General features: G+C 67.1%; 15 protein-coding genes and 1 pseudogene. 10 read left to right on the forward strand and 6 right to left on the reverse strand.

Going from position 1 to position 15,949, the window contains the following annotated elements; all coding sequences use genetic code 11:
- Entirely contained in the window at positions 1-918 is a 918-nt protein-coding gene (locus IFT63_RS04135) for a TraB/GumN family protein (RefSeq protein ID WP_192084127.1), read from the forward strand.
- A gap of 84 nt (positions 919-1,002) precedes the next feature.
- On the opposite strand, the gene phaR is transcribed toward IFT63_RS04135, so the two are convergent.
- The 3 genes and pseudogenes from phaR to gluQRS form a co-directional block, all read right to left on the reverse strand.
- Positions 1,003-1,593: a polyhydroxyalkanoate synthesis repressor PhaR gene (gene phaR, locus IFT63_RS04140; protein ID WP_042612064.1), complete on the reverse strand. Its 591-nt coding sequence runs from the start codon at positions 1,591-1,593 to the stop codon at positions 1,003-1,005.
- A 207-nt stretch (positions 1,594-1,800) separates the two neighbouring features.
- Entirely contained in the window at positions 1,801-2,541 is a 741-nt protein-coding gene (locus tag IFT63_RS04145) for a beta-ketoacyl-ACP reductase (RefSeq protein ID WP_042612065.1), read from the reverse strand.
- 21 nt (positions 2,542-2,562) lie between these two features.
- Positions 2,563-3,476 (reverse strand): annotated as a pseudogene (gene gluQRS, locus IFT63_RS04150) (tRNA glutamyl-Q(34) synthetase GluQRS); the annotation flags it as partial.
- Between the two features lie 93 nt (positions 3,477-3,569).
- Here gluQRS and htpX point away from each other — a divergent pair.
- A complete protein-coding gene (htpX, locus tag IFT63_RS04155) occupies positions 3,570-4,445 on the forward strand; it encodes a protease HtpX (RefSeq protein ID WP_042612066.1) in 876 nt (291 codons plus the stop codon).
- A gap of 525 nt (positions 4,446-4,970) precedes the next feature.
- On the opposite strand, the gene IFT63_RS04160 is transcribed toward htpX, so the two are convergent.
- The gene (locus IFT63_RS04160) at positions 4,971-5,798 is read right to left on the reverse strand and encodes an inositol monophosphatase family protein (protein WP_192083321.1); all 828 of its coding nucleotides are present in this window, start codon (positions 5,796-5,798) and stop codon (positions 4,971-4,973) included.
- A gap of 115 nt (positions 5,799-5,913) precedes the next feature.
- On the opposite strand from IFT63_RS04160, the gene IFT63_RS04165 reads away from it, so the two are divergent.
- The 3 genes from IFT63_RS04165 (at position 5,914) to IFT63_RS04175 (ending at position 9,818) form a co-directional block, all read left to right on the forward strand.
- A complete protein-coding gene (locus IFT63_RS04165) occupies positions 5,914-6,678 on the forward strand; it encodes an RNA methyltransferase (protein WP_192083322.1) in 765 nt (254 codons plus the stop codon).
- A 129-nt stretch (positions 6,679-6,807) separates the two neighbouring features.
- Complete coding sequence (locus tag IFT63_RS04170; protein WP_249404390.1) at positions 6,808-7,689, forward strand: phosphate/phosphite/phosphonate ABC transporter substrate-binding protein; 882 nt, start codon at positions 6,808-6,810, stop codon at positions 7,687-7,689.
- Positions 7,686-9,818, forward strand: coding sequence for a GGDEF domain-containing phosphodiesterase (locus IFT63_RS04175; RefSeq protein WP_192083323.1), 2,133 nt, complete (start codon positions 7,686-7,688; stop codon positions 9,816-9,818). The genes IFT63_RS04170 and IFT63_RS04175 overlap by 4 nt, the downstream gene beginning before the upstream one ends.
- 7 nt (positions 9,819-9,825) lie before the next feature.
- On the opposite strand, the gene epmB is transcribed toward IFT63_RS04175, so the two are convergent.
- Positions 9,826-10,830 (reverse strand): EF-P beta-lysylation protein EpmB, encoded by a 1,005-nt coding sequence (gene epmB, locus IFT63_RS04180; RefSeq protein WP_192083324.1) that lies wholly within the window; start codon positions 10,828-10,830, stop codon positions 9,826-9,828.
- A 120-nt stretch (positions 10,831-10,950) separates the two neighbouring features.
- On the opposite strand from epmB, the gene efp reads away from it, so the two are divergent.
- The 5 genes from efp to IFT63_RS04205 all read left to right on the forward strand — a co-directional run bounded on the left by efp (position 10,951) and on the right by IFT63_RS04205 (position 15,176).
- Positions 10,951-11,517: an elongation factor P gene (gene efp, locus IFT63_RS04185; protein ID WP_042615225.1), complete on the forward strand. Its 567-nt coding sequence runs from the start codon at positions 10,951-10,953 to the stop codon at positions 11,515-11,517.
- A gap of 149 nt (positions 11,518-11,666) precedes the next feature.
- Positions 11,667-13,010, forward strand: coding sequence for a TRZ/ATZ family hydrolase (locus tag IFT63_RS04190; RefSeq protein ID WP_192083325.1), 1,344 nt, complete (start codon positions 11,667-11,669; stop codon positions 13,008-13,010).
- Between the two features lie 42 nt (positions 13,011-13,052).
- Positions 13,053-13,769, forward strand: coding sequence for a bifunctional 2-polyprenyl-6-hydroxyphenol methylase/3-demethylubiquinol 3-O-methyltransferase UbiG (gene ubiG, locus IFT63_RS04195; protein WP_192083326.1), 717 nt, complete (start codon positions 13,053-13,055; stop codon positions 13,767-13,769).
- Complete coding sequence (locus IFT63_RS04200; protein WP_192083327.1) at positions 13,766-14,461, forward strand: phosphoglycolate phosphatase; 696 nt, start codon at positions 13,766-13,768, stop codon at positions 14,459-14,461. The genes ubiG and IFT63_RS04200 overlap by 4 nt, the downstream gene beginning before the upstream one ends.
- 10 nt (positions 14,462-14,471) lie before the next feature.
- Entirely contained in the window at positions 14,472-15,176 is a 705-nt protein-coding gene (locus IFT63_RS04205) for a phytoene/squalene synthase family protein (protein WP_192083328.1), read from the forward strand.
- A gap of 141 nt (positions 15,177-15,317) precedes the next feature.
- On the opposite strand, the gene IFT63_RS04210 is transcribed toward IFT63_RS04205, so the two are convergent.
- The gene (locus IFT63_RS04210; RefSeq protein WP_192083329.1) at positions 15,318-15,893 is read right to left on the reverse strand and encodes a hypothetical protein; all 576 of its coding nucleotides are present in this window, start codon (positions 15,891-15,893) and stop codon (positions 15,318-15,320) included.
- Positions 15,894-15,949: the final 56 nt, after the last annotated feature.

The raw sequence follows: 15,949 nt of genomic DNA on the forward strand, positions 1-15,949 counted from the left end.
ATGATCGCCCCGCTGCTGCTGCTCGGCGCAGCCTTCAGCACCGTCGCGGCAACGCCAGCTGCCGCGCCCAAGCCGGCGGCGACGCGCACCGCACCGGTGCCGCTGCTGTGGAAGGTGACCGGCGCCGGTGATGCCCGCGTCTACCTGTTGGGTTCGTTCCACCTGCTGCGGCCGGAGGATTACCCGCTGGCCGCGGAGGCTGAAAAGGCCTTCGATGCAGCGCAGCGCGTGGTGTTCGAACTGTCGGCGCAGGACATGGAATCACCGGAGCTGGCCGGCAAGATGGTGCAGGCGGCGATGCGCACCGATGGCAGCGAACTGCGCCGCGACCTCGGCGATGCCACCTGGGCCCGGCTGCAGGATTACGCCACGAAGAATCCGCTGCCGCTGGCGCAGATGCAGGGTCTCAAACCGTGGTTCGTCGGCCTGAGCATCAGCATCGCGCAGATGCAGAAGATGGGGCTGGACCCCGCGCTCGGGTTGGACAAGCACTTCATGGACCGGGCCGCCAAGGCGGGCAAGCCGATCCTGGGCCTGGAGACCATCGATACGCAGATCGGCGTGCTGGCTGGCATGAGCATCGCCGAACAGCGGCAGATGGTGGAAGAGGCGCTGGAACAATCCGACAAGGGCGATGCGGAAATCCGCGCGCTGCACGATGCATGGCGGCGCGGCGACGACGTGCTGATGTGGAACCGCATGGCGGTGGACATGAAGCGCCAATATCCGCAGCTCTACCAGCGCATCAACAGCGATCGCAATGATGACTGGCTGCCGAAGCTGGAGCCGCACCTGCAGGCCGGGCAGGGTGGCACGCTGGTGGTGGTGGGCGCGCTGCACCTGCTGGGCAGCGATGGCGTGGTGGAGAAGTTGAAGGCCAAGGGTTACAAGGTGGAGCGGGTGCGCGCCAAGCGCTGAGCGCCTGCCTGCCGTTGCCGCAACGAAAAACGGCGCGTCCGCAAGGGCGCGCCGTTCTGCATCAGGCCAGTGGCCGCGCCGGGATCAGCGCGTGCGGCCCTTGCCGCCGGTGCCGCCGGCGGTTTCGGTCGGTTTGTGCGCAGCGCCGGGCCCGGTGCCCGAACGGGGCGCGGGACCGCCCGGCGCGCTGCCCGGTCGCGGGCCGGTACCGGTGGACGTACCGCCCGGGCGCGGACCGAAGCCACTGCCCATGCTGCGCTGGAACTCCTGCCAGAGCTCCATGTTGCGTTCGGTCAGCTGGTTCATCATCGCCCACGGCGTCTGCCCGAGCAGGTTGCCCATCTGCTGGCGGAACTGCTGCTGCTGGTCCAGGAACACCTGCATGCTGCGCTCCAGGTAGTTGCCCATGAAGCCCTGCAGGGAATCGCCATAGAAGCGGATCAGCTGGCTGAGCAGCTGGGTGGAGAGCATCGGCTCGCCGTCCTGTTCCTGGTCGGCAATGATCTGCAGCAGGACCGAGCGGGTCAGGTCATCGCCGCTCTTGGCGTCGCGGACCTCGAAGTCTTCGCCGTCCAGGATCAACTGGCGCACATCCTCTATCGTGATGTAGCTGGAAATCTCGGTGTCGTACAGACGGCGGTTGGGATACTTCTTGATGATGCGGGTAGCAGCCATGAAGCAAGCACTCGTCACAGTAGACGCCCAGCATGGCGCAGCGCAGCACCCGTTGCAACGCCCAGAAGCCCGTGTGGCGGGCCCTGCGGGGCCGATCATGTTGCGCAGCAAGGCTTTTCATGTTGCGCAGCATTTTCGCATCGGTTCAGCCTGTCGGGGCCCGCGCGTGCGGCGAGCGCCACACTGCGCGGGCGGTCGGGGCGGCGGTCACCAGCCCATGTGATGGCCGCCGTTGATGTCCAGGTTGCTGCCGGTGATCCAGGCCGCTTCGTCGTTGACCAGGAAGGACACGCCGTAAGCGATTTCCTCCGGCTTGCCGAGCCGCCCGGTCGGGATATCGGCGATGATCTTGGCGCGTACTTCCTCCGGCACCGCCATGACCATGTCGGTGGCCACGTAACCGGGGGAAATAGTGTTGACGGTAATCCCGAAGCCGGCGTTCTCGCGCGCCAGGGAGATGGTGAAGCCGTGCATGCCGGCCTTGGCCGCCGCATAGTTGGCCTGCCCGTACTGGCCCTTCAGGCCGTTGATCGAGCTGATCTGGATCACCCGCCCCCAGCCGCGGCGACGCATGCCCTCGATCACCGGACGGGTCACGTTGAAGACCGAATTGAGGTTGGTGTTGATCACCTCATGCCATTGTTCGGCGCGCATACGATGGAAGGTGGTGTCGCGGGTGATGCCGGCGTTGTTGACCAGGATCTCCACCGGTCCCAGCTCGGCTTCCACGGCACGCACCATCGCCTCGGCACTTTCCGGGCTGGACACATCGCCGGGGAAGATCGCGATCGCCAGGCCGCGAACTGCCATGGCCTGCTGCCAGGCCAACGCCTTGGCGTGGTCACGGTAGTTGGTGGCAACCCGGTGACCCTGGTCGGCCAGGCGTTGGCAGATGGCGGTACCGATGCCGCCGGTGCCGCCGGTGACCAGTGCGACGCGTGGAGTCATGCTGCGTTTCCGTAAATGTGGAGGGGAAGGGGGATTCTGCAACATCACGGGCTGCTGTGCGCCTGCCGCGATGAAATGTCGTGCAGGGGCACTCTGCTGCGATCAAAGGCCACCGCAGCCCGTTGCAGCAGCTCGGCATGCGTGGCCGCGCCGGCCAGTGCAGCGGCGGGCTGTCCCAGCAGTTGCCAGAGCTGCCGCAGCACGGCCATCGGGTCGCCTTCGTCCACCGCCTGCGCCGCTTCGGACTTGGACAGTTTGCGGCCGTCGGCACCCAGCAGCAGGGGCAGGTGGGTATAGGTCGGGGTGGGCAGCCCGAGCGCGCGCTGCAGCAGGATCTGCCGCGCGGTCGAATCGAGCAGGTCCGCTCCGCGCACCACGTCGGTGATGCCCTGCGCCGCATCGTCCACCACCACGGCCATTTGATACGCCCAGCAGCCATCGGCACGGCGCAGGACGAAATCACCGACTACGGCATGGACGTCCTGTCGCTGTGGGCCGCGCAGCGTGTCGTCGAACGACACCACGCTGGCGGGTGCTACGCGAAGGCGGATGGCAGGATCCGGGCGCGCGTGGCGTGCAATGCAGCGGTGGTGGATGCCGCCGCTGGCGGCCAGCTCACTTCGGCTGCAGTGGCAGGCGAACGCCTGGCCGCTGGCCAGCAGGGCATCCAGCGCGTGTTGGTAGACCTCGTCGCGCTGGCTCTGCCACAGCACCGGGCCATCCGGGTGCAGGCCCAGGTGGCGCAGCAGGGTGAGCTGTGACTGCGCTGCGCCGGGGACGGTGCGCGGCGGATCCACGTCCTCCACGCGCAGCAGCCAGCGCCCGCCCTGGTGATGGGCGGACAGCCAACTCGCGAAAGCGGCGAGCAGGGAGCCAGCGTGCAGCGGACCGGTGGGCGAGGGCGCGAATCGGCCGCAATGAATGGGGGACGTCATGCTGGCTGAATCGTCGGTCAGGTTGGCGCTTGAATTCAAGCTGAAGTCACCGCAGATTTAGCACCGTTACCCTCTCCAGAGCCAACTTTCCCCATGTTCAGTCGCATAGCCCTGTTCCTTCTTACCAACCTTGCGGTGCTGGTCCTCGCCGGTATCGTGATGTCGGTGCTGGGGGTCAATCCCGGCCAGATGAGCGGCCTGCTGGTCATGGCGGCGATCTTCGGTTTCGGTGGTTCTTTCATCTCGCTGCTGCTGTCCAAGTGGATGGCCAAGCGTTCCACCGGCGCGGTGGTGATCACCGAGCCGCGCAACGACACCGAGCGCTGGTTGCTGAAGACCGTGGAGCGACAGGCGCGCGAAGCCGGCATCGGCATGCCGGAAGTGGCGGTGTATGACGGCCCGGAAATCAACGCCTTCGCCACCGGTGCCAACCGCAACAAGGCGCTGGTCGCGGTGTCCACCGGCCTGTTGCACCACATGAGCGAAGACGAGGCCGAAGCGGTGCTGGGCCACGAAATCGCCCACGTCGCCAACGGTGACATGATCACCATGGCGCTGCTGCAGGGCGTGCTGAATACCTTCGTCATCGTGCTGGCCCGGGTGGTCGGTGGGGTGATCGACAGCGCGATGTCCGGCAATCGCGAGGGCGGCGGGCGCGGCATCGGTTATTTCGTGATCGTGTTCGTGCTGGAAATGGTGTTCGGTATCTTCGCCACCATGATCGCGATGTGGTTCTCGCGCCACCGTGAGTTCCGCGCAGATACCGGCGGTGCGCAGCTTGCCGGGCGGCAGAAGATGATCGCCGCGCTGGAGCGGCTGAAGGTCAACCATGGGCAGAGCACGCTGCCGAGCCAGGTCGCTGCGTTCGGTATTGCCGGCGGCATGGGGCAGGGCCTGCGCAAGCTGATGATGAGTCATCCGCCGCTGGATGAGCGGATTGCCGCGCTGCGTTCTTCTACGGTGGTCTGAGTCGGGTTGCTCGAACGGGTGGGACCCCCTCGCGGGTGGCTTTCAGAGCTGCAGCTGGGGGTGGGCCGGGCGGTGGGGCTGGTCGGGGGACGGCAAAAACTGCGTCCATGCGGGCCTCGTTTCGCGCCATCCATGGCGCTCAACGCCCCCGCCCAGCCCCACCGCCCGACCCCCTGACAGGTTCCTGGTGCCGCCACCCGCGCAAGAAAAAGAATAAAGGCAGGGGTCAGAGTCCTTTCGCTGCGCGAAAGGACTCTGACCCCATTTTCTCCCACCCTTCCAACCCCTGCCTTGTCCATGGCCGCCATGGACCTGTCGAAGGTGGGGCGGGGTGGGTTGGCGGGGGCGTTGAGCGCCATGGATGGCGCGAAACGAGGCCCGCAGGAGCGGCTCTTGCCGTCCCCCGCCAAGCCACCCCGTCCCGCCTACACCCAGCCCTGCAGCCTTTGACGTTGACCTTGACGTTGCTCCAGAAAGCAGAACGGCGCCCGCAGGCGCCGTCCGCTCAACCTGATTCAAGCGAAATCAGAACTTCGCGTCGAACTCGGCGGCGTAGCCGGTGTTGACCAGGACCTTCTGCAGCGACTCGGCCACCTTCAGGTTGCCGGCCACCACCTGGTGGTTTTCCGGGCCGCGGTTGTCCATCCGGCCCAGCGTGGCGCCCTTGTAATCGCAGACCTTGCCGCCGGCTTCGCGCACCAGCAGGATGCCAGCGGCGATGTCCCAGGACTTCACCCCGGCCTCGAAGTAGGCGTCGGCGCGACCACAGGCCACGTAGGCCAGGTCCAGCGCGGCCGAGCCGGTGCGACGCACGTCTTCAGCCTGCACCAGCAGCGTATCCACCGCCTTCAACTGGCCGCTGGCGCGGGCGCGCTCGCGCGGGGCGAAGCCGGTGTGGATCATCGTGCCTTCCAGGTCCTTGCGGTCCGACACGCGGATGCGGCGGTCGTTGAACACCGCGCCGGCACCGCGGCTGGCGGTGAACAGTTCATTGCGCAGCGGATCGAAGATCACCGCATCGGTCGGCTCGCCGTTCTCCACCAGCGCGATGGATACGCAGTAGTGCGGGAAACCGCGCAGGTAGTTGCTGGTGCCGTCCAGCGGATCGATGACCCACATGTAGCGGTTGGCACCCTGGGTGCCGCCTTCTTCGCCGATCACCCCGTATTCCGGGTAGGCGCGCTTGAGTTCCTTGACGATGACTTTTTCCGCGTCCGCATCGACCTCGCTCGCATAGTCCATGCGGCCCTTCTGCACCACGTTGAGCGCCTCGAGCTTGTTGATGTTGCGCAACAACACGTTGCCGGCGAGGCGGGCGGCCTTGACCATGACGGTGACGGCGGGTTTCTGCATGGCGGTAGCTCCCGAGAGGGCAGAGGGGGGATCGGCGGGGGAAAAGAGCAGGTCCGGCGCAGTGGCCGGCCGCACAGTTTACCATTGCAGGCCGTCCAGCTCGACTACCGCGTTCATGTCCGATCCATCCATTGCTTCCCGTATCCGTTTCGTCCTGGTCGGGACCCAGCATCCCGGCAACATGGGCGCCGCCGCGCGTGCCATGAAAACCATGGGCCTGGCCCGGCTGGTGCTGGTCGCCCCGGAAAAGCCGCTGGACGAAGACGCGTTCCGGCGTTCGGCCGGCGCCGAAGACGTCCTGGGCGACGCGCCGGTGGTGGCGACCCTGGCCGATGCCGTCGCCGACTGCACCCTCGTGCTGGGCTGCACCGCGCGTGCGCGCCGGGTGCAGCTGGAAGAACTGCTGCCCACCGTGGCCGCCACCCGGGTCGCGGCCAAGGCGGCCGAAGGCGCTGAAGTGGCGATCGTGTTCGGTCGTGAGCGCACCGGCCTGACCAACGAAGAGCTGCAGCTGTGCCATGCCGCGGTGCATATCCCGTCCGATCCGGCTTTCAGCTCGTTGAACCTGGCCGCAGCGGTGCAGGTGCTCGCTTACGAGGTGCGCATGCGCCTGCTCGGCGATGCGGCCACGCCGGTGGCCGAGCCGGGGCTGCGTGAACAGCCGGCCAGCCATGAGCAGATGGAAAGCTTCTTCGGGCAGCTGGGCGAGACCCTGGACGAGATCGAATTCCACAAGGGCCGGGCGCCGGAATCGGCGATGCGCAAACTGCGCCGGCTGTTCCTGCGCAGCGAACCCAGCGAGCAGGAAGTGCGGCTGCTGCGTGGGATCCTGGCCGACGCCCAGCGGATGGCCAGGATTGCGCACGGCGACAAAAAATAGCCTGACGCAGTTCTCATTTTTTCGGGTAGTCTTTCCCTTACATGACGGGGGAACATCGTGAACGCTTGGCTGGGACGCATGCAGTGGGGACTGCTGGGCCTGGCGTGCCTGCTGATGGCAGGTGCGTGCATGGCGGCGTCGCCGGCGTCCAGCAGTGGACGCCCGGACCAGCGTCACGTGCTGGTGCTCGGCCGCATCAGCGATGACCCCAAGGCCCATCATGCGCAGCTGCAGCCGTTGCTCGACTATGTCGTGGCCCACATGCATGACCTGGGGATCACCGAAGGCCGCGTGTTGATGGCGCGCGATGCGCAGCAGATGGCCAGCTACCTGCGGCGCGGGCGCGTTGACTGGGTCACCGAAACGGCCAGCACCGCGGTGGCGCTGGGCCAGCGCGCCGATGCGCGCCCGCTGCTGCTGACCGAACGCAGCGGGGTGCGCGAATACCACAGCGTGTTCTTCGTGCGCCGCGAGAGCCAGCTGCACCAGTTGGCCGACCTGCGCGGGCACACCCTGGCCCTGCAGAATTCGGCCTCCACCAGCGCCTATCTGGTGCCGGCCATGACCCTGCTGGAGAACGGCCTGGTGCCGCAGATCCTGCAGGAACCCGATGACACGCCGACCGCCGATGCGGTCGGTTACGTATTCGCGCGCACCGAACTGAACATCGCCACCTTCGTGCAGAAGGGCATGGTCGATGCGGGCGCGGTGAGCAGCGTGGACTGGGACGACGAACGCCGGGTGCCGCCTTCATTCAAGCATGATCTGCGGGTCATCCATCGCACTGCGCCGTATCCGCGTGCAGTGGAGGTGGTGCGCCCGGACCTGGATCGGCGCGTGCGCGATCGCCTGCAGCAGGTGCTGCTGGATGCCGCACGGGATCCGCAGGCGAAGGATGCGTTGGCACGCTTTTTTGGTACATCCGGCTTCCATCGCGTTGATGCGCGGATGCTGCAGCGGCTGGATGATTTGAAACGAGGACTGGTACGCGTGCGGATGGAAGTGGAATGAAGGGCCTGGGCTTGGGATCGGGAATGCAGGCGCGCTTCGTGCTGGCGATGGGCGGGGCGATGCTGGTGGTGGTGGCCATCCTGGCGGTGCTGCTGGGGCGGCAGGCGGCGACGCAGCGGGAAGTGACCCGCCTCAGTGGCACGGTGATCCACGAACTGTTCGACCGCAGCATGCGCAGCCGCGGTGAAACGATGGCCCGTGAGCTGGCCGATGCGCTGTCCAATCCGCTGTACTACAACGATCTGGAGCAGGTCGGGTCGCTGGTGCGCAACGTGTCGCGGCAACGTGCGGTGGGTTACGTGCTGGTGTTCGATGCCAAGGGCCGCCTGCTGCACGACGGGTCGGTCGGGGTGCCGGACTACGGGCGTGCGATGACCGATCCGCTCGCTGCCAGGGCGGTGGCCGCCAAGGGTGCGCTGGTGCAGGAATCGCCCAAGGTGCTTGAGAACAGCATGCCGATCATGGTCGGCAACCAGCGCCTGGGCGGCGTGCGCGTCGGCATCTCGTTGAAGGACGTGCAGGTGCTGGAGGCACAGGCCAGCCAGACCCTGGCGCAGCGGCTGGAACAGGTCGGCACCCGCCACCTTGGCTGGTTGCTGCTGATGCTGGCCTTGCTGGCGGCGATCGGCGTGGCGGTGGTGTTGTACGTGCAGCGCACCCTGGTCACGCCGATCCGTGGGCTGGCGATGGCGGCGCGGCAGATCGAGGCCGGCGACTACCAGGTGCCGCTGCGCGAGAACCACCGCGATGACGAAGTCGGCGAGCTGGTGCGTGCCTTCGCGCGGATGCGCGATGCCATCGCCCGGCATGATCGCGAAGTGCGGCACATGGCCTACACCGATGCGCTGACCGGCTTGACCAATCGGCTGGCGTTCCGCGAGGCGCTCGACCATCGGCTGATGGCGGCGCGCGCTTCGGGTCACCAGTTGGCGTTGCTGTTTGCCGACATGGATGATTTCAAGCGGGTCAACGACACACTGGGCCACGAAGCCGGCGATGAAGCGCTGCTGCAGTTCGTGCAGCGCATCAGCGAGGCGGTGTCCACGGCGGGCGGCGACGAGGCCCTGCTGGCGCGTTTCGGCGGCGACGAATTCGTGATCCTGCTGGCTGAAGGCGATGTCGCCGCGCAGGCGCGCGAGCTGGCCGACCTGCTGGTGCGCGAGCTGGGCAAGCCGCTGCGCGTGCAGGGCCGCGAGCTGTTCCTCGGCGCGTCGATCGGCGTCACCCTGTTCCCCGATGATGCCGCCGATGCGACCACCCTGCTGAAGAACGGCGACATCGCCATGTACCAGGCCAAGATGGCCGGCAAGAACTGCCATCGTTATTACAGCCGGGCCATGGACCACGCCGTGGAGCGCCGCGTGCACATGGAGCAGGAGCTGCGCGGTGCCTGGGAACGCGGCGAGCTGCGGCTGGCCTACCAGCCGATCTTCCGCACCCGCGACCGGCGCATGGTCGGGGTGGAAGTGCTGCTGCGCTGGCAGCACCCCACGCTGGGCACGATCCCGCCATCGGTGTTCATCGAAGTGGCCGAGCAGAGTGGGTTGATCGAAGTGATCGGCCCCAAGGTGCTGCGCGCGGCCTGCATGGAGGCGGCGCAGTGGCCGCGCAATGTCGACGGCGAGGGCCTGTTCGTGTCGGTCAACGTGTCATCCCGGCAGCTGCGCGGCGGGGAACTGCCGGACCTGGTGGCGCAGTGCCTGCACCAGTCCGGGCTACCGGCTTCGCGCCTGCACCTGGAGCTGACCGAAACCGCAGTGATCGGCGATGAGATGCTCGCTGCGCAGTTGCTGGACAAGTTGCACCGCACCGGCGTGAAGGTCTGGCTGGATGACTTCGGTACCGGGTTCTCCGGGCTCAGCCACCTGCGCCAGGTCCCGGTGGACGGGGTGAAGATCGACAAGAGTTTCGTCGCCGACATGCAACGCGACCCGGACGACCTGGCCTTGACCACCGCGATCATCGCCATGGCCCACGCGCTGGGGATCACCGTGGTGGCCGAAGGCATCGAACAGGAAGTGCAGTTCGACCTGCTCAGCCAGCGCGGCTGTGACCTGGCCCAGGGCTACTGGCTGAGCCACCCGGTCACCGCCACCGCGGTGGTGCAGATGATCGAATCCGGCGCCTGATTTCCCGCTACACAGGACGCTTGCTGGGGTCGCCGGGCAGTTCGCGGACCAGCTTGGGGACCAGGTAGCCGGACAGGCGTGCGGTCAGTGCGGCGATCAGGGCCTTGGCCGTTGCATCGTCCACTTCAAAGTGGGCCACGCCCTCCACGCGATCCAGCTGGTAGAGGTAGTAGGGCATCACGCCGGCGGCGAAGCTGCGTTCGCTCAGCGCGGCCAGGGCGTCTTCGCTGTCGTTGACCCCGCGCAGCAGCACGGCCTGGTTCAGCAGGTGCGCGCCGGCCGCGCGCAGGCGCGCCAATGCGGCATCCACGCTGGCATCGAACTCATTGGCATGGTTGGCGTGGATCACGAAGGCCAGCGGCCACGGCAGGCTGCCCAGCCAGGCCACCAGTTCATCGTCAACGCGCTCGGGCAGCACCACCGGAAGGCGGCTGTGGATGCGCAGTCGGCGCAGGTGCGGGATGGCGCGCAGGGCGTCGGTCAGCTCTACCAGCTTGTGCGTGCCCAGTGACAGGGGATCCCCGCCGGACAGGATCACTTCGTCGATGCCCGGGTCTTCGGCGATTGCCCGCACCGCGTCCTGCCAGCCCCCCTTGGCGGCGTTTTCGGTGCCGTAATCGAAGTGGCGGCGGAAGCAGTAACGACAGTTGATCGCGCAGCTGCCGGTGGTCACCAGCAGCGCGCGGCCACGGTACTTCTGGATGACCCCGGTGGCCTTCTTTGCCGCGCCGTCGCCGACCGCATCCAGGCTGAAGCCGGGCACCTGGCGCATTTCGGCGTCGATCGGGAGTACCTGGCGCAGCAGCGGATCGTGCGGGTCGCCATGCCGCATGCGGGCCACGAACCCTTCCGGGACGCGCTGTGCGAACTGCTGCAGGGCCGCCTCCGAAACGCCCAGCGCGGCAGGCTCCAGCCCGAGCCGTGACAGCAGTTCGGCCGGGTCGCGTATCGCCTGGCGCCAGAGCTGCTGCCAGCGGGCGGAAACGGGGCGGTGAGCGGCGGAGAGCTGCATGGACAGGGGGCCTGCGGTTATCATGGGGGCATAAATCAGTGCCCACCGTCCTGCGGTGGGCTTTCCATTCTATCCGGCTCGCCGCGCATGCGGCGGTTTCGCCATTTGAGGAGCTTGAGCATGGCCACTGCGGGCATGAACGATGTCAAGAACGGGATGAAGATCCTGGTCAACAATGAACCGGCCGTCATCTCGGAAACCGAGTTCATCAAGCCGGGCAAGGGCCAGGCCTTCACCCGCGTGCGCTACCGCTTCATCAAGTCCGGCCGTACCGTGGAAATGACCATGAAGGCCACCGATGACGTCGAAGTGGCCGACGTTGTCGACACCAACATGGACTACATGTACAGCGACGGCGAGTACTGGCACTTCATGGACCCGGAAACCTTCGAGCAGGTGCAGGCCGACAAGGCCGGCATGGGCGGCGCGGAGAAGTGGCTGAAGGGTGAAGAATCCTGCATCGTGACCCTGTGGAACGGCTCGCCGATCTTCGTGCAGCCGCCGAACTTCGTTGAGCTGAAGATCACCGAAACCGATCCGGGCGTGCGCGGTGACACCTCCGGCGGCGGCGGCAAGCCGGCCACGCTGGAAACCGGCGCGGTGGTCCGCGTTCCACTGTTCGTGAACCAGGACGAGACCATCAAGGTCGACACCCGCTCGGGCGAATACTCCGCGCGCGTAAAGTAATCCGGCGCAGCCGGATTACGGTAGGGACGGCCGCTGGCCGTCTGCTCCACACGGTAGGGACGGCCGCTGGCCGTCCGCTCCCGGCGTTACGTGGGGCGGCCACTGGCCGTCACCACGGCCGACCCGCCGCCCCCGCCAAGTGAGTCCGCATGACCGACACCGCACGCACCCCCGAAGCCTGTGACCTGCTGATCGAAGCCGGCTACGTGGTCCCGATCGAGCCGCATGCGGTGGTGCTGGAAGACCATGCCGTGGCCGTGCGCAATGGCGGGATCATCGCGGTCCTGCCGCGCAGCCAGGCGCGCGAGCGCTTCAATGCCGCCCAGGTGGTCAGCCGACCCGAGGCCGCGCTGATGCCGGGCCTGGTCAATGCCCACACCCACAACCCGATGACCCTGCTGCGCGGGGTGGCCGACGACCTGCCGCTGATGACGTGGCTGCAGCAGCACATCTGGCCGGTGGAAGCGGCGGTGATCGGGCCGGAGTTCGTGGCCGACGGCACCACCCTGGCGATCGCCGAGATGCTGCGTGGTGGCACCACCTGCGCCAACGAAAACTATTTCTTCGGCGACGTGCAGGCAGCGGTCTACAAGAAGCACGGTTTCCGCGCGCTGGTCGGCGCGGTCATCATCGATTTCCCCACCGCCTGGGCGAAGAGTGATGACGAGTACTTCGCCAAGGCCGGCGAGCTGCACGACCAGTGGCGCAACGACCCGCTGATCGGCACCGCGTTCGCCCCGCATGCGCCGTATACGGTCAACGATGCGAACTTCGAGCGCGTGCGCATGCTGTCCGACCAGCTGGACATGCAGGTGCACCTGCACACGCACGAGACCGCGCAGGAAATCAGCGATTCGATCACCCTGCACGGGCAACGTCCGCTGGCTCGGCTGGATCGTCTGGGCCTGGTCAACGACCGCCTGATCGCCGTGCACATGACCCAGCTGACCGAGGCGGAGATCCACTTGTGCGCCGAGCGCGGCGTCAGCGTGGTGCATTGCCCGGAATCCAACCTCAAGCTGGCGTCCGGCTTTTGCCCGGCCTGCGCGCTGCAGCGCGCCGGGGTGAACCTGGCCATCGGTACCGATGGCTGCGCCAGCAACAACGACCTGGACATGTTCAGCGAGAACCGCACTGCGGCGATCCTGGCCAAGGCCGTGGCCAATGATGCCACCGCGCTGGATGCGGCCAGCACACTGCGCGCGTCCACGCTGGGCGGCGCACGCGCGCTGGGCTTCGGCGAGCGCATCGGTTCGATCGAAGTCGGCAAGCAGGCCGACCTGGTCTGCGTGGACCTGTCCGCGCTGGAGACCCAGCCGCTGCACAACGTGCTGTCGCAGCTGGTGTATGCCACCGGTCGCCAGCAGGTCAGCGATGTGTGGATCGCCGGCCAGCCCAAGCTGGTGCAGCGCGAACTGGTCGGCATGGACCTGCCGGGCATCATCGCCAACGCGCGCCAGTGGCGCGAGCGCATCCGCCACGTGCGTGCCTGATCCATCCCATCCGCGCGCCCCCCGGCGCCGCAAGGACACCCCATGAACGCCCCGAATGCCTCTTCCAATTTCGACCAGGCCGAGCTGGACAAATTCGCCGCCCTGGCCAACCGCTGGTGGGATGCCGACGGTCCGCAGAAGCCGCTGCATGCGCTCAACCCGGTGCGCCTGAAGTACGTCGCCGACCGGGCACCACTGCGCGGACTGCGCGTGCTGGACATCGGCTGCGGTGGCGGCCTGCTCAGCGAGGCGCTGGCCCAGGCCGGTGCCGAAGTGACTGCCATCGACCTGGCACCGGAACTGGTCAAAGTGGCGCGCCTGCACGCGCTGGAAAGCGGCGTGAGCGTGGACTACCGGGTACAGGCTGCCGAGGACCTGGCCGCCGATCAGCCGGAAAGCTACGACGTGGTGACCTGCATGGAAATGCTGGAACACGTGCCGGACCCCGGTGCGATCATCGAAGCCTGCAAGCGGCTGCTCAAGCCCGGCGGCCAGCTGTTCCTGTCCACCATCAACCGCACCGCCGCCGCCTTCGCGGTGGCGATCGTGGGCGCCGAGTACGTGGCGCGGCTGCTGCCCAAGGGCACCCACCACTACCAGGAATTCATCACCCCGGCCGAGCTGTCGCGCTGGCTGCGCGAGGCTGACCTGCAGCTGCAGGACGTCAGCGGCGTGGCCTACGAGCCATGGCGCAACCGTGCACGGCTATCCAGCCGGACCGACATCAACTACCTGGCCCACGCGACCAAGCCGGCATGAGTGCAGTGCGCTTCCCGCCAGCGGTGCTGTTCGACCTGGACGGTACCCTGCTGGACAGCGCGCCGGATTTCGTCGCCACCGCCGGCGACATGCTGGCCGCCCGCAGTCGCCCGCCGGTGTCCCTTGAAGTGCTTCGCCCGGTGGTGTCCAAGGGCTCGCGCGCGATGCTGGGCGCCGCCTTCCCGGACCTGCCCGGCGACCAGCGCGATGCGCTGGTTCCGGAGTTCCTGCAGCGCTACGAAGCGCTGATCGGCCGGCATGCAACGCTGTTCGACGGCGTGGCGGGCATGCTTGCTGCGCTGGACGCCGCGGGCGTGCGCTGGGGCATCGTCACCAACAAGCCCGAATACCTGGCGCGGCTGATCCTGCCGCAGCATGGCTGGCAGGCACGTTGTGCGGTGCTGGTGGGCGGCGATTCGCTGCCTGAGCGCAAGCCGCACCCGCTGCCGCTGCTGCATGCCGCGCAGGCGATCGGCGTCGCACCGTCGCAGTGTGTGTACGTCGGCGATGACGAGCGCGACATCATCGCCGCGCGCGCTGCCGGAATGCCTTCGGTCGCCGCGTTGTGGGGCTATCGCCTGGCCGATGATGACCCGGCCAGCTGGAACGCCGATGTCGCGCTGGACGATGCGCATGCGCTGCAGCAGGCCAGCCAGTGGCCGACCCTCCCGGCACCGCCGGCCAAGAATTGAAGGATACGTAGTGAACAGCAGTGCGTTGGACAGCTTCCTGGACAAGTGGCGTGCGCGTTGGCCGGAATGGTCGGTGGCCGAGCCGTTCGTGGCGCCGGAGCAGCGTGCGCGTGCGGTGGCGTGGTTTTCGCTGCTGCAGGAATTCGATGACATGCTCAACACCAGCGGCGACCCGCTGCCGGCCGATGCCAAGCTGGCCTGGTGGGGCGAAGAGCTGCGCAGCTGGGCGGGGCAGCGCTCACGTCATCCGCTGGGCCGCGTGCTGGAGCCGATCCGCGCGCCGTGGACGGTACTGGCCGATGCGCTGCCGACCCTGGCGGAGGCGCGTGCGGTGGCCGTGGATGCGGCAGCCGCGCAGCGCGCCTTGATGGCGTTCGCCGAAGCGGTGGCGGCGGTGGAAGCGGTATTGTTCGACGACCGCCCGCGCAATGGTGCTGGTCAGGCGGTGCTGCTGCAGACGTTGGCGCAGCGGCTTTACGACGCGGGCGTGGCCGGCGTGCCGCGTTCGCTGCTGGACCAGGAGACCGATGGCGCTTCGCAGCGCTGGGCCGGCGAACTGCTGAAGGACTGGAAGCTGCGCGTTGCCGGCCCCCGCCCGCGACGGATATGGGCAGCGCTGGCGCGTGCACGGCTGCAGGCGCAGGCCAGCGGCAAGCCGATAGAAGCAACGCCGGTGCGCACCTTGTTGCGTGTGTGGTGGGCCGCGCGCGGGTGAGGGGTGTTGCGCTGCGTTCCCTGATACCGACACGGGCTACTTGGGCGCGCGCAGGGCAGGCCTCGGGGAGCGCTGATCAGTGAGCGAGGGCCGTTTCTCGACGGCCATCGCCACCTGGTGGTCCAGATCGTCCGCAGGATCCTATGCGTCCCGGGAAGTGACGAGAGAGTGGCCATTTTCGGCCATCATTTGCTCAATGCGGTGCAGGTACTCCTTCATCCAAATTCTCTGATTTTCAGTGACCTGGGTAATTCTGCTCTCAGCTTCCGCATGACGCCGGTGGACATCCTTGATAGCAGCGACGCCGCGGGTATCTTGACTTCCAAGCTCATGGACCAGATTCAATCCCAGCAGGCGACGGAGTTCGCTGTCGCCGTTTCCAACCGAATTGAGGCGCTCAGAGAGATGGTCGTGGACTGCCTGAAGTTCCGTCATCAGTGTGCGGACCGCTATTTCGTCAACCCTGCGGCCCATTCGCCCACTGGTGTCTGATAATGCGAAGAGAGCCTGGCTTGGCAAGTACTTCGCAATTTCCGCCAGCATTTCCTGGGGCAATGCCTCCAGCTGCGAATGCGGCCCTGAGGGCGTATTCGCTACATCATCCAAGCGGAATGGGGTGTCGTTGGCCTGATGACTGGCAGCGTGCGCGGCCATGCGAATTTTGGCTGGAACAGCGAGGGCGGCAGCGGGAGTTGTGTGGGTGGAGAGCGACTGCACTGTTGCCTCTACAGATTAATGGTCAGGCAGTCAGCTTCGCCCCGGGATGGCAGACG

Source organism: Stenotrophomonas sp. CFBP 13724 (genome assembly GCF_014841975.1).
Taxonomy (GTDB): Bacteria; Pseudomonadota; Gammaproteobacteria; order Xanthomonadales; family Xanthomonadaceae; genus Stenotrophomonas; species Stenotrophomonas lacuserhaii.

What these genes read in the sequence shown, in the direction of transcription:
- IFT63_RS04170 (WP_249404390.1), top strand. Translation starts at nt 6,808, where the DNA reads ATGGCGGCGTCGCCGGCGTCCAGCAGTGGACGCCCGGACCAGCGTCAC.
- epmB (WP_192083324.1), bottom strand. Translation starts at nt 10,830, where the DNA reads ATGCAGCTCTCCGCCGCTCACCGCCCCGTTTCCGCCCGCTGGCAGCAG.
- IFT63_RS04160 (WP_192083321.1), bottom strand. Translation starts at nt 5,798, where the DNA reads ATGCAGAAACCCGCCGTCACCGTCATGGTCAAGGCCGCCCGCCTCGCC.
- IFT63_RS04145 (WP_042612065.1), bottom strand. Translation starts at nt 2,541, where the DNA reads ATGACTCCACGCGTCGCACTGGTCACCGGCGGCACCGGCGGCATCGGT.
- htpX (WP_042612066.1), top strand. Translation starts at nt 3,570, where the DNA reads ATGTTCAGTCGCATAGCCCTGTTCCTTCTTACCAACCTTGCGGTGCTG.
- IFT63_RS04175 (WP_192083323.1), top strand. Translation starts at nt 7,686, where the DNA reads ATGAAGGGCCTGGGCTTGGGATCGGGAATGCAGGCGCGCTTCGTGCTG.
- ubiG (WP_192083326.1), top strand. Translation starts at nt 13,053, where the DNA reads ATGAACGCCCCGAATGCCTCTTCCAATTTCGACCAGGCCGAGCTGGAC.
- IFT63_RS04165 (WP_192083322.1), top strand. Translation starts at nt 5,914, where the DNA reads ATGTCCGATCCATCCATTGCTTCCCGTATCCGTTTCGTCCTGGTCGGG.
- IFT63_RS04190 (WP_192083325.1), top strand. Translation starts at nt 11,667, where the DNA reads ATGACCGACACCGCACGCACCCCCGAAGCCTGTGACCTGCTGATCGAA.
- efp (WP_042615225.1), top strand. Translation starts at nt 10,951, where the DNA reads ATGGCCACTGCGGGCATGAACGATGTCAAGAACGGGATGAAGATCCTG.
- IFT63_RS04135 (WP_192084127.1), top strand. Translation starts at nt 1, where the DNA reads ATGATCGCCCCGCTGCTGCTGCTCGGCGCAGCCTTCAGCACCGTCGCG.
- IFT63_RS04200 (WP_192083327.1), top strand. Translation starts at nt 13,766, where the DNA reads ATGAGTGCAGTGCGCTTCCCGCCAGCGGTGCTGTTCGACCTGGACGGT.
- phaR (WP_042612064.1), bottom strand. Translation starts at nt 1,593, where the DNA reads ATGGCTGCTACCCGCATCATCAAGAAGTATCCCAACCGCCGTCTGTAC.